We start from the raw sequence: 13,083 nt of genomic DNA, 5'->3' as shown, positions 1-13,083 counted from the left end.
GATTTGTACCTGATTGGTTTGTTGCAAGTGACTTTAACGATGCCAAACCTTGCCAATTTTGCAATTTAACGGCCATTTCAGGCCAGCACCTGATCATTGAGGAGACGTTTATTGAAAAATTGAAAATAAAACGCATGAAACTTGCCGCTTCCGGCATATGCCTGGTTAGCCACCAAACAGATAACAATTGTTTTCCGCTGTCCCATACAGCAACACCACAAATATATTTACGGTAAAATCACCTTTTTGAATATCATTTTTCAACGAATTATTATTAACTTGTAGCCTCAAGTTCAGGTTCACTTATGAACACCTGAATGCAGGTTCGCAAAAAAATATAATACGTCGTCTATGCGCAAAGTTAGGACACTCTTAGTTTCGGTAACGTACACATGGCTTTCCACACTGTTTTGTGTATCATTGCTTACCAGCTGCGGCACAGAAAAACCAGCCGAAGTCGAGCTGGCAGAAAAGGAAATACCCGAACATATTGATTTCAACTACGATGTCAAACCCATCCTTTCCGACAAATGTTACGCCTGCCATGGCCCCGACCAAAAGAAACAGAAGGCTGGGCTCCGGCTTGACACCGAAGAAGGTGCCTACGCCGCATTGAAGGATGCCAAAAGTGAGCATGCCATTGTACCGGGCGATCTTTCATCCAGTGTCGCATTTTACAGGATGATCTCGGACGACCCCGAGAAAAAAATGCCACCTGCGTCCTCCAACCTGAAACTCACGCCCAAGGAGATTGCCATCATAGCCCGCTGGATCGAACAGGGGGCCGAGTACAAGCCGCACTGGTCCTTTATCAAACCCGAAAAACCAAAGGTGGTGGAGACCAAGCTAAAAAATTGGGCTGCTTCACCGATTGACAACTTTGTGCTGAACCGTCTGGAAAAAGAAGGCCTGAAACCTTCTGCACAGGCAAGCAAGGAAGATCTGATCCGGAGGGCAAGTTTTGACCTCACCGGGCTCCCGCCTACACTCAAAGAAATTGATCAGTTTGTAGCCGACAAGTCTCCGGATGCTTACAGCAAGCTGGTGGACAGGCTGCTAAGCTCACCTGCATACGGTGAACGCATGGCCACGGAGTGGATGGACGTTTCGCGGTACGCCGACAGCGATGGATATCTGGACGATAAGCATCGTGAATTTTCTCCCTGGCGTGACTGGGTAATCCATACCTTCAACCGGAATATGCCTTACAACAAATTTATCACCTGGCAGCTTGCCGGTGATCTGATTCCCGATAAATCAAAAGAGAGTATTCTGGCCACTGCATTCAACCGGCTCAACAAAAAAAGCTCCGAAGCCGGAATTGTATACGAAGAATATCGGGTGGAATACAACGCCGACCGTGTTCAAACCGTGAGCCAGGGAATCCTCGGTCTTTCGGTACAATGCGCCCGCTGTCACGATCATAAATATGACCCCGTAAGCCAGGAGGACTATTACAAAATGTTTGGGCTTTTTAACAGCACCAATGAAATCGGGAGTCCTTCGTATGGACCGGATCAAACTCCTGGACCATCCCTTTTGCTGACAGATACAGAAAACGAAAAACTGCTTACTTTCATTGACCAGCAGACCAAGGATCTTGAAAAGGAGGTAAAAAACAATGTAGGAGCATCCGCACCCGCGTTTAATACCTGGCTGAACGGCAAAAGCCTTTCGGTTGATCACGTCGCCAAAACCATCAGCAAAGGACTGGTAGCCTACTATCCGTTCGACAAATTGGATACGGATGGCAAGAAAAAGATTAGTACGCCGAATCTGGTTAACAAAAAACAATCTGCGGAATGCAATGAGCCTATCTTAAAGCCTGGCATAAAAGGCAACGCGTTTTATGTGAGTGATTACAACTCTGTTAAACTTGGTCATAACATCGGCTGGCACGAAAGGACGGAGCCGTTTTCTGTAGATCTGTGGATCAACCCAAACAAAGTTTATAGTGATGCCGGTGTCTTTTACCATTGTGAAGATCCTCGCCTGGGTTTCAAGGGGTATTCTTTGAGACTGATCGATAATAAACTACAATTTATAATCGCGCATTCCTACCCGCAAAACAGTATACAGATCAGTACACTGGCACCGGTTGCTGTGAAAAAGTGGACGCAGGTGACGGTAACCTACGATGGATCCAGCAAGGCAGGTGGTGCCAATATTTATATCAATGGTAAAAAAGCACCAGTCTCTCTCGATTTCGATAACCTTTACAAAGGCATATTGTACGAGCCGGATATTCACACCTACGGTTTTGCCGGGTTTATGCTGGGGCAGCGTGTGCTGCTGCCTCCTTTCAAGGACGGCGGTATTGATGAATTGAAAATATACAATCATGAACTTACCCCACTCGAGGTACTGTATTCCAATAATCCTGCCGAGGCGTCCAAAGTCATCGCCAATGCAACACTACCGGCAAATGCTCCTTACATGCAGGCATTTTACATGTCGCATGTGGACACGCATCACAGAAAGCTGAAAGCAGACCTTAAAGAAAAATGGGTTCAAAAAAACGAGATCATTAACAAAATCCCGGAAATTATGGTGATGGGTGATCTGCCAAAACCCCGACCCACCTATCTGCTTGCACGTGGCGTGTACAATGCCCCCGAAAAACAGGTAACGCCCGGTGCGCTCGGCAGCGTTTTACCTTTCGATAAAAGCCTGCCCAAAAACAGGTTGGGGTTGGCCAAATGGATTTTTGATAAAAATAACCCCCTTACAGCACGTGTATTCGTAAACCGGATTTGGCAAATGCATTTTGGGAAAGGCCTCGTAAAATCATCCGGTGATTTCGGCAACCAGGGTGATCTGCCTTCACACCCTCAGGTACTGGACTGGCTGGCTGTAGATTTCATGGAATCGGGTTGGAATATCAAAAAGCTGCACAAAACGATCATGATGACTGCCACTTACCGGCAGAGTTCGAAGATATCCAAAGAGCTGGCTGAAAAAGATCCCGAAAACATTCTTCTTGCCCGAGGCGCCCGATTCCGCCTGAGTGCAGAAATGATCCGCGATAATTCCCTGGCAATAAGTGGACTTTTGGTAGATAAACTGGGAGGAAAAAGTGTATACCCTTACCAGCCCGAAGGAATTTGGGGAGAGCTTAGCAACAAGGGATGGCGCTACAATTACCTGCAGGAACCTGGCGAAGGGCTATATAGAAGAAGTCTTTACACCATATGGAAACGTACTTCCCCTCCTCCTTCCATGCTGATTTTTGATGCCCCCGAACGAGGAGAATGTGTAGTAAGGCGCCGCGCCACCAGCACACCGTTACAGGCACTGGTACTGCTCAATGACCCCCAGCATATTGAAGCCGCAAGGGTGCTTGCCGAAAAAATCATGAAAGAAACAGCCGGGAATAAGGATTCAGACAAAAGACTGGACATGGCGTTCCGCCTCATCACAGGCCGGCATCCCGACAACACGGAAAAAGACATTTTGTCCCGATTCTATACCGAAGAGCTGAAACGTTTTAAGGATAAACCGGCGAATGCACTGGATTATCTCAGTACCGGAGAACTTAAATGGGACAAATCGCTGCAGCCGGCAGAAATAGCCGCGCTCGCAACCGTTTCAAATTCAATTATGAACACCGATGAAGGGTATACCCGGAAATAGATCGATTGTATGGAAGATTTAAAAAAAGTACTTACTCAGCTCAACCGCCGCGACTTCCTGACAAAGGCTGGTATGGGCTTCGGCTCCATTGCCCTCACGAGCATTCTGGGCACAGGCATGTCAGGCGCAAAGCAAAACATGCCGGCACCACCAGAGGCGGGATTGGACGAGATTCTGAAAGGGCCTCATTTTCCGGCCAAAGCGAAAAGGATCATCTATTTGTTCCAAAGCGGCGGACCTTCGCAGCTGGAAACCTTTGACTACAAGCCGGCTTTGGCCAAATGGCACGGCCAGGAAATTCCCGATTCGATCAAAGGCACACAGCGTAACTCAGGCATGGTAACCGGGCAGTCCACTTTCCCGCTCGTGAAGTCGATCTACGATTTCAAGCAATATGGACAATCCGGTGCATGGGTAAGTGAAATACTGCCTTACACCGCGCAGATGGTGGATGAGCTTTGTATCGTCAAATCTGTTTATACCGATGCGATCAACCACGAGCCGGCTGTGATGTTTGTACAGACGGGTTCTCAGCAAAGCGGACGCCCATCGATGGGATCCTGGCTGAGCTACGGGCTGGGCTCGGACAATGAAAATCTGCCACACTTTATGGTGCTTATTTCCAAAGGCGGCGGAGACCAGCCCCTGTCTACAGCGGCCTGGGCCAACGGATTCCTGCCATCCCACCATCAGGGCGTGCACTTCCGCGCAGGAAAAGATCCGGTACTTTATCTTAGGAATCCATACGGTGTGCACAAGGAAGACCGCAGGCGGGCACTTAATCACATCAAGGAACTGAACGAGCACCAGCATACACTTTGGGGAGATCCTGAGATCCAGTCCAAAATCAATCAGTATGAAATGGCGTATAAAATGCAGACTTCGGTTCCGGAGGCTGTAGATACGACCAAGGAGCCCGATTACATTTATGAAATGTATGGGCAGGAAGCCCGTATTCCTGGTACGTTTGCGGCCAATTGCATTCTTGCACGCCGCATGGCCGAACGTGACGTGAAGTTCATTCAGCTGTACCACATGGGTTGGGACCAGCATGGTAACTTACCGTCAGGAATCAAAAGACAGGCAAAAGATGTGGATCAGGCTTCTGCGGCACTTGTGAAGGATTTAAAACAAAGAGGCTTGCTTGAGGACACGCTGGTAGTATGGGGCGGGGAATTTGGCCGGACCAGTTTTTCGCAGGGCAAGCTCACCAAAGACAACTACGGACGCGACCACCATCCCGGGTGTTTTACCATGTGGATGGCCGGGGGTGGCGTAAAACCTGGATTGGTTTACGGAGAAACGGATGAATTCAGCTACAATGTAGCACGAGACCCTGTGCATGTACATGACTTTCAGGCCACACTGCTACATCTTTTTGGCCTGGACCATGAGAAGCTAATTTTTAAACATCAGGGCCGCAGGTATCGTCTCACAGACGTTCATGGCAAAGTTATCAAAGATCTTATTGCGTAACTAGCTTTTAGCTATTGGCAATTAGCTGCGCCGCCGGAGCGGGACCGTGTTGTAAAAAATGATTGATAACACATTCTGAAAATCAATAAAAACTAATTTTTCGCTAGTACTTAATTGGAATGAAGCCCGAAACAACGGACAGACGACAATTCATGAAACAGGCGGGGGTTGCGGCCTCTGCACTGGTCACTCCTTTTCACATCATCAATCGAAAGGATACCCTGAAAGGTGAAATCCTCGGCCATGGGCAGTATACCTATCGCCTCGAAAAGGACTGGGGTAAACTGGATGAAAACAAATATCCTGTAAACAACTGTCACGAAATGGTGATGGACCGGGCGGGCAGGCTCATTCTACTAACCGACCATCCCAAAAACAACATCCTGATCTATGACCGGTCGGGCAAATTACTGGATAGCTGGACCCTAAATTTCTCAGGAGCACATGGCCTGACCATTCACGATGAGGGCGGAGAGCAATTTCTGTACATCACCGATTTTTCAACAGGTACGGTCGTAAAAACAGATTTGAAAGGAAGAATTCTCTTATCTCTTGATAGTCCGTTAAAAACACGCAATTACATCGAACACGCTCCATACAAGCCCACCGAAACGACCATTGGCCCCAATGGGGATATCTACGTTTCGGATGGTTATGGATCTCAGTTTATACTTCAATACACGTCCAAAGGCGAATTTATCCGAAAGTTTGGTGGCGATAGCTTCCTGCAACAGGATAAGTTTAAGCAAGTTCACGGTGTAACGCTTGACACCCGTGATAAGAGCAACCCCACACTGCTTTGCGCCGAACGCATCAAGAACACCATCAAAAGATTTAGTCTCGACGGAAAATTTATTGAAGACATTTATCTGCCAGGCGCCTTTATCAGCCGTGTGGTGATAGACGATCAGAATATCTACTGCGGGGTTTGTTTTGGTATGACGAAAGACAACTATAACATGCAGCTGAACCTGGGCTTCGTAACTATTCTGGACAAAAACAATAAAGTGGTGTCCAATCCCGGTGGCAAAAAACCTATTTACTCCGACGGCAAGCTTCAGATGATGACGCAGGACAAACCCATTTTTAAGCATTGCCATGACGTGTGTATCGACGGGGATAAGAATATTTATGTTTGCCAGTGGAACGCCGGGAATGTATACCCTTCTCGCCTGGTGAGGGTTTAGTGTTACCGATCGATCTATAGACAAGGCTCTACCAAGCAACCCAAAGTACTGATGAAAAGCTGGATATTAGTGACCGTCATGCTTCTTTCCTCCCTGGTAAGCTCTGCCCAGAAACCCTTTTCCAAAGGGCGTCTAAAGGTATCGGACAACCAGCGTTATCTTGTTCATCGGGACGGGACGCCGTTTTTCTGGCTGGGCGACACTGCCTGGGAGCTTTTTCACCGATTAACAAAACAGGAAGCGGATGTGTATCTGAAGCATCGGGCCAGCCAGGGATTTACAGTAGTGCAAGCGGTAGCGCTTGCCGAACTGGACGGGCTCAATGAACCCAACGCGCACGGAGCCAGACCATTACACAACAACAATCCCACCACACCGAATGAGGCTTATTTCCAGCACATGGATTTTGTGATTGACAAAGCTGCCGAATACGGTATTGTCATCGCCCTTTTGCCCACCTGGGGAGATAAAGTTTTCAAAGACAAGTGGGGGAAAGGCCCGGAAGTATTCACAACCAGCAATGCAGCCAACTACGGCGAATGGATTGGAAAACGATATAAAGACCGTGAAAATATCGTTTGGGTACTGGGAGGCGACCGCACACCAAGAAAAGATTCGGAGGATCTGACGGTTTGGCGTCTGATGGCAGAAGGAATCGCGAAAGGTGCAGGTGGAAACAAAGAAGTACTTATGACATTCCATCCGCAGCCGAACGGGCTGGAGATGGGTGGCTCTTCCCACTGGTTTCACAACGACCCCTGGCTCGATTTCAACATGCTCCAGAACGGACACTGCAGGGATGAGATCACTTATGACAAAATATCATTTGTATACAACCGTAAACCTGCCCGGCCGGTACTGGACGCCGAACCTATTTACGAAGATCACCCGGTATGTTTCAATGCGGCGGATCTGGGTACTTCCAATGCCTACGATGTGAGGAAATTTGCCTATCTGGATCTGTTTGCCGGCGCTTTCGGGCATACGTATGGTTGCCATGACGTGTGGCAGATGTATGGTGAAGGACGAGCACCTGTTAACGGGCCGCACATGAGCTGGAAAAATGCGCTTGATCTGCCCGGTGCCAAACAAATGACTTTTGTCCGGAGATTGATGGAATCGCGTCCCATGCTGGATCGAGTTCCCGATCAGTCACTGATTGAGGAAAACAACAACGGCCCGTCGGATCGCATACAAGCTACCAGGGGCAAAGATTATGTTTTTATTTATTCCTCTGCCGGGCGCTCATTCACTGTCAACACCGGGAAAATCACCGGGAAAGAACTTACCGCGTACTGGTACGACCCCAGGAAAGGAGAGGCCATTACAATCGGAAATTTCCCCAATGCAGGCAAACACCTGTTTAAACCTCCGACTTCTGGTTATGGGAAAGATTGGGTGCTTGTATTGGATGATGCAAAGATGGGTTATGGGTTTGGCGGGGTGAAGGACGGCCGGAAGTTAAATTAGCCACAGCCCGCCAGCACAGTTGCCTCGTTTATATTCTATCTGAGCAGATACTTGTAACTCTTCATTTCATTAAAGTCATTTTTATCCCTTTTGATGGAATTGGGCAGCCCTTTTGCATTGTAGTCAATGGTGTAAGTAATATTTTCTGTACTACTCCCACTCGAGAAATTATATGCTTTTACATTATTGTACACATATCCCTGAATGTATCTCGGGTGGCCTTTGAATTTAGCCTCCATTGATTCAGGCGATGTCTGATCATCGTAAGTCCAGGTTTGGGTGATTTTTTTATGCCTACCGGGATCCGTAAACACATCCGAAACACGCTGCCCTTTCGAGTCATAGGTGATACTCCTGCTGGCACCGTTGGTAAAGTTGTAGCCAGAAATCCTACCATTTGTCACAACCGGTGCACCAACATAATCAACGCCATCAATGCGGCTCCTCTGAGCGGACCCCATGCCGATAAATGATATGCTGGTGAGTACGCCGTTTCCTGAGTAGTTGTATATGATGCTGTCTGCGGTAATTTTAGAAACCATCAAATTTGGGCCATATTCGTAAGTGGTAGTACCCCGGTCACCAGTCTGATATCCATTACCAGGACGAACAAAATTATTGATAGCTTTAACCAGCTGCCCAAGCTGGTTATACTGGTAATCAACAGTCCCCTGAACGCCCGTAGCTCCTTTAAGAAGCTGCCGGAACGTACGTTTCACAACCCTGTTGCCCTCATAAGCGTAAGTGTTTGTATTTTCAAATTCATTATTTCCGTTACTTGCATCCTTTGAGGATACCAGTTTGTCGGCATCCGTGTAGGTGTAAAAGGTGGTGCTGGAAGCAATCGTATTTCCAGTATAAAATTCCGTAATCCTGGCAGGTGCCAGAACAACCACCTCCCCGGCCACAGCATTGGTTGCTCCATTGGCACCGGTGGCAACAAGTATCACATTAAATATCCCGGGCATCGCAAATTCATGAGTTGGGGATTTTTCGGTGGAGGTGGTTCCGTCGTCGAAATTCCAAAGAAAAGTTGAAGCGTTTTGAGAGGTATTATTGAATACTGAAGAAAACTTAGCTGTCCCGGATGAAGTCCCCACAGTAAAGGAGGCAATCGGATTGGCGGTTGAGCCGCCTTTGATTTCGATGTCAATCTCTTTGGTATTGCTTCCACCAGGGCCGGTTACCGATAGTGAAACCTTGAAGGTACCTGCGTTCTGAAAAGTGAAAGTGGCGTCTTTTTGTGTCGAAATACTGGTTCCTCCTACCCTCCATTGATATGCAGATATATTGCCGGTGGAGGTGCTCGTAAGCGTCACCACACTCGGAGCCGCCTGGCCGTTGGTAGATTGATAGGTAAAATTGGCCTCCGGTGCTTTTGCTGCACTGCTGATATCAACGGTTACATTCTGGGCCTTCCCAGCACTGCCGCCATCGCCTTTGGCAATCAGCTTCACTACATAAGTCCCAGAAGTGTTGTATTTATGGGAAGAGAGGTTGTTTGAAATATTCTCCTTGGTTCCATCACCATAGTCCCATAAAAAACTGGTTCCGTTGACCGATTTGTTATTAAAGGTAACCAAACCGGCTCCCTCCTGCTTTGCCTCAAACGCTGCTACAGGAGCACCCGGAATTTCCATATGGCATGCGGACATCCAAACACAAACAGAGATCATTACACAAAATGTCAAGACGATTTTTTCTGGCTTCATTACCGTAATTGATTTGGGTACGACTGTCCCGTAAGCTATCGAGTGATCTGTATAAGCGACTTCTTAAATGGAATAAATGCGCGCTCAGTACTCCATTCAGTATCATTTTTCTTTAATCCGGATAACCCAGAAGTCAAGTCCTCCCCTGGCGGGAGCCGTTTTATTGCCAGAGCCAGCAGCCGAGTCAGACTCTCCTGCCAACAAGTAGGATCCGCCCCCCAGGTCAGTTACACAGGTGATTCTGTCTGTCCCTGTCCCTCCAAAAGAATCATCAAGCAATGTATTACCACTTAAATCGGTCTTCACAACCCACCCGTCAAGCGCCCCATGGGCCGGTGCTCCTTTTGTTCCGGATACCGGCGAGGAAGACTCTCCAGCCATGAATAAATTCTTGCCGCCCGTTAACACAATCAGATTATTAAGTACATCATCTCCGCTTCCCCCGTAAGTACGACGCCAGGTTTCTGCTCCGGAATCATCAAATCGGCATACGAGAAAATCTTTCCCTCCCCTTGCAGGCACATTAGTAGGTCTATCACTTACAATATTTATTGAATTGGATGTTCCACCAACTACATTTCGTTCCTCAGATGTACCGGTACTTGCCTTATCTTCATTGCTTCCGCCAAATCGGTAGTCTGCTATCTTGGCTCCCGCCTGATTTACTTTAACTACCCAGAAATCGGAAACTCCCCCATACGCTGCAGCGTCATATTGTTTTTTATCCGAATACCCGATTAACAATATATTGTTGTCAGTGGTCTTGGACATACTTGTCAGATAATTGATTTGGCCATTACCATATCCAAAATCTGTTTTGTAGTTTCCGTTAGCATCAATTCTAACGACCCAAAAATTGGTACCGCCAGGATTAACGGTAACCTTACCTGCTCCCAGCATAGAACTCGACGATCCGCCCAATAAAAAGCCACCGTCATTAGAGGGCATAATACTGCTCATAAAATCAAAAGAGCTGCCTCCATAGTTCTTATCCCAAAGCTTATTGCCATTTCCATCAATTTTTATCAACCAGTAATCGTAGTCACCATAAGTTCCTGCGTCTTTGCCCAAGCCACTTCCCGAATTGCTGGATCCGCCGATCAAATATCCGCCACTTACTTCTAAAATACAGTTACCCTCGTCATCCCCTGTTCCGCCAAAATTCTTATCCCACATCATTTGCCCGTTACCATTAATACGGATCACTCTCACGTCGGCCCGCCCATTGTTAGGAGCGGATCTTGATCTGCCAACGAAGATGGCACCCCCATCAGAGGTTTTAACAATGGCTTTCATAACATCCTCTTCACTTCCTCCAAACGAAAACTCCCAAACCTTATCAAATCCTTTGATCAACGCCACGTCTACATTCACAGGAATGGTTTTCTCCAATCCTCTGGTGCCTCCGTTTCCCTTGGCGATGAGACGAACTTTGTAATTGTTCGAGGAATTATACTTGTGAACCGGTGCGGTTTCGGTACTCACAGGACTTCCATCGCCAAAGTCCCATACGAACGACTCAGCACCCTGGGAATTATTTTTAAAAGTAACAGTTCCCTTGTCTGATTCCGCCGAAAAGTCCAGCGTCATCTCTGGAACCTCCATGTGACAACTGATCCCAATCAACACGAGCAATAAACAACTTAAAAAACGACCCATATGTTATGTTTTTTTCTATTAAAGCGTATCAAATACTGGCGTAAAGGACGTTTCCATCATTTCCTTTTAACTTCAAGCGTTTCACTTTTAATCTTGAACACACTGGCTTTATCGTACGCTTTGAGTGTTACCGTGTAGGTGCTGTCCTTGTTGACATAATTGTGCAAGGGGTTGGTTTCATGGGATATTTTCCCATCTCCGAAATCCCAGTCGTATTTGATAGCCGACACTGATTTATTTGTAAAAGAGACCTTTACAGAATCTCCCAACAGCTCCTGTGTCGTGGCAAAGTCAGCACTGATGGGAGGTATCGTTTTTATTACCACGGTTGTGGTGTCAGACGAAGTCCCGTACTTACCCGATAATGTAAATTTCACCTTGAAACTTCCGCCGGTTACATAGCTGTGACTGGGATTTTTTTCTGTCGATTTCGTACCATCGCCGAATTCCCACTGATAGTTCCAGTCGTAGATGCTTACATTTTCCGATGCATCGCTGAACACTACGGTACATGGCGCACCCACACAATTGTTTTCGGTCACTTTGATCTTTGCAACAGGTGCGGCAGGCTCTTCCAGCTGGCATCCCGCCACGAGCACGACCAGCGTTAAACAGGTGAAAGTTTTGGCTAACATGATGGTATTTTTTAGTTTAAAACTGATATCTGATGTGCAAACCAGCATACCGCTGCGACCCGCTTAATTGGGGAGTAATACTTAGCTGCTTTCTTTTTTGTTCTAGCTGGTTTCTGAAATCCCTGGCTTTCTTGTTACTTCCACTTCCCATGAACCACAACACCCCTCCGGCTATCACGCCAGCTCCAACAAAATAGATGCCCGGACTTCCAAACTCAATAATGCTCTTGGGTTTTGCCTTGTGGTCATTTACATCTCCGAAATTAGCTCCGTGGCCATCTGCTGCGTACCAGGTTTCAAAGTCCGCATTGGTCTTCTCAATCTGAGATTTATAGTCACCATAGGCGCCATTGGTGATGACAAAAGTAGCCGCCGCTCCTACAACCGCGGCTCCTGCCGCAACCCGGAAAAGTGTAGCCTGCTTCTTATATTTGGCCACTTTTAATTCCAGCTCCTGTATGGCGGGAGTCATTTTCTGTGGTACAATTTCCGGCGACTTCTCAGCCGCTCTCACCACCTCGGGCTTTTTTTCCGGAGCCGCAGCCACTGGTTCCGATTTTGGTGTAGTTACAGCTGGTTGCTCTGGTTTAGCGGGTGCCGGTGTCACGGCAACTGCTGGTTCCGTCTGCTTCTTTTCCTCTTTGGGCTTTTGAGTTATAGCAGTTTTACTGGGCTTAGGAGCAGGTTTGGCTGGTTTCTCAGCCACTTTGGCAACAGGTGCTTCGGCAACTGGCGCCTTAAAATATCGTATGCCGGTGATGAGCACCTTCCATTGTTTATCTACTTTCTCTGCCCTGAGCTCTGCGGTTCGAAGCACGGGGACATATTTCAGATTGGGCTTGTTGCGATGTAAATTGGAAAAAACAACTTTGTAATGAACCAGCACGTAAGGATATTCCTGTCCCTGCCTCACATCGGTAACATTCACCTCAGATATAGTGATGCTGTTCTGCTCACTTTTAGTATAAAACAGGTTCAGGTTTTCCAGGTAGCGCTGCACCTTTACGTCCGCGCCCTTTTTGTTGATCGTAAATTCAGGACTTGTATCGTCTTCGATGATGCTGCTGATATCAAAAATCTGATTTTCGCTCGGGATAAAACTGTTCGCCATGATCAGTTTACGCCCCTGCTCTCCCATGCCGTTGGATGCTACGGTATTGAGTAGGTCGCTCAGATGCGTTTCAACGACCCTTTTTGCTTCTGCCTTAATCTCGCGCTTGTCTTCCTCGGACAGTTCTGTCTGAGCAAATGCTGGCAACCAGGCCATTCCTAAAAAAAGTGTAAGATACAGGTAGCGCATCAGGTGATTTG

At 47.3% G+C, this 13,083-nt stretch carries 8 protein-coding genes; 4 read left to right on the top strand and 4 right to left on the bottom strand.

The features are described from left to right. The first annotated feature begins 351 nt into the window (after positions 1–351). The 4 genes from DYADSP32_RS21445 (at position 352) to DYADSP32_RS21430 (ending at position 7,766) form a co-directional block, all read left to right on the top strand. Positions 352–3,633, top strand: a complete 3,282-nt coding sequence (locus DYADSP32_RS21445; protein WP_149240840.1) for a DUF1553 domain-containing protein — start codon at positions 352–354, stop codon at positions 3,631–3,633. A 9-nt stretch (positions 3,634–3,642) separates the two neighbouring features. Then, the gene (locus tag DYADSP32_RS21440) at positions 3,643–5,109 is read left to right on the top strand and encodes a DUF1501 domain-containing protein (RefSeq protein WP_149240841.1); all 1,467 of its coding nucleotides are present in this window, start codon (positions 3,643–3,645) and stop codon (positions 5,107–5,109) included. 119 nt (positions 5,110–5,228) lie between these two features. Then, positions 5,229–6,296 (top strand): twin-arginine translocation signal domain-containing protein, encoded by a 1,068-nt coding sequence (locus DYADSP32_RS21435; protein WP_149240842.1) that lies wholly within the window; start codon positions 5,229–5,231, stop codon positions 6,294–6,296. Between the two features lie 51 nt (positions 6,297–6,347). Beyond that, positions 6,348–7,766, top strand: a complete 1,419-nt coding sequence (locus tag DYADSP32_RS21430; protein WP_149240843.1) for a glycoside hydrolase family 140 protein — start codon at positions 6,348–6,350, stop codon at positions 7,764–7,766. Between the two features lie 35 nt (positions 7,767–7,801). On the opposite strand, the gene DYADSP32_RS21425 is transcribed toward DYADSP32_RS21430, so the two are convergent. The 4 genes from DYADSP32_RS21425 to DYADSP32_RS21410 all read right to left on the bottom strand — a co-directional run bounded on the left by DYADSP32_RS21425 (position 7,802) and on the right by DYADSP32_RS21410 (position 13,072). After that, complete coding sequence (locus tag DYADSP32_RS21425) at positions 7,802–9,478, bottom strand: PKD domain-containing protein (RefSeq protein ID WP_149240844.1); 1,677 nt, start codon at positions 9,476–9,478, stop codon at positions 7,802–7,804. A gap of 102 nt (positions 9,479–9,580) precedes the next feature. Then, entirely contained in the window at positions 9,581–11,137 is a 1,557-nt protein-coding gene (locus tag DYADSP32_RS21420) for a PKD domain-containing protein (protein WP_149240845.1), read from the bottom strand. A gap of 56 nt (positions 11,138–11,193) precedes the next feature. Further along, positions 11,194–11,772, bottom strand: a complete 579-nt coding sequence (locus tag DYADSP32_RS21415; protein WP_414617947.1) for a PKD domain-containing protein — start codon at positions 11,770–11,772, stop codon at positions 11,194–11,196. Positions 11,773–11,788: 16 nt separating this feature from the next. After that, entirely contained in the window at positions 11,789–13,072 is a 1,284-nt protein-coding gene (locus tag DYADSP32_RS21410; protein ID WP_149240847.1) for a hypothetical protein, read from the bottom strand. Positions 13,073–13,083 lie beyond the last annotated feature (11 nt).

Source organism: Dyadobacter sp. 32 (assembly GCF_902506755.1).
Taxonomy (GTDB): domain Bacteria; phylum Bacteroidota; class Bacteroidia; order Cytophagales; family Spirosomataceae; genus Dyadobacter.
This window is presented reverse-complemented; position numbering and strand designations above follow the sequence as displayed.

Bases quoted from the DNA above. Each gene is read 5' to 3' on its own strand.
- DYADSP32_RS21445 (WP_149240840.1), top strand. From the start codon at position 352: ATGCGCAAAGTTAGGACACTCTTAGTTTCGGTAACGTACACATGGCTT.
- DYADSP32_RS21440 (WP_149240841.1), top strand. From the start codon at position 3,643: ATGGAAGATTTAAAAAAAGTACTTACTCAGCTCAACCGCCGCGACTTC.
- DYADSP32_RS21435 (WP_149240842.1), top strand. From the start codon at position 5,229: ATGAAGCCCGAAACAACGGACAGACGACAATTCATGAAACAGGCGGGG.
- DYADSP32_RS21430 (WP_149240843.1), top strand. From the start codon at position 6,348: ATGAAAAGCTGGATATTAGTGACCGTCATGCTTCTTTCCTCCCTGGTA.
- DYADSP32_RS21425 (WP_149240844.1), bottom strand. From the start codon at position 9,478: ATGAAGCCAGAAAAAATCGTCTTGACATTTTGTGTAATGATCTCTGTT.
- DYADSP32_RS21420 (WP_149240845.1), bottom strand. From the start codon at position 11,137: ATGGGTCGTTTTTTAAGTTGTTTATTGCTCGTGTTGATTGGGATCAGT.
- DYADSP32_RS21415 (WP_414617947.1), bottom strand. From the start codon at position 11,772: ATGTTAGCCAAAACTTTCACCTGTTTAACGCTGGTCGTGCTCGTGGCG.
- DYADSP32_RS21410 (WP_149240847.1), bottom strand. From the start codon at position 13,072: ATGCGCTACCTGTATCTTACACTTTTTTTAGGAATGGCCTGGTTGCCA.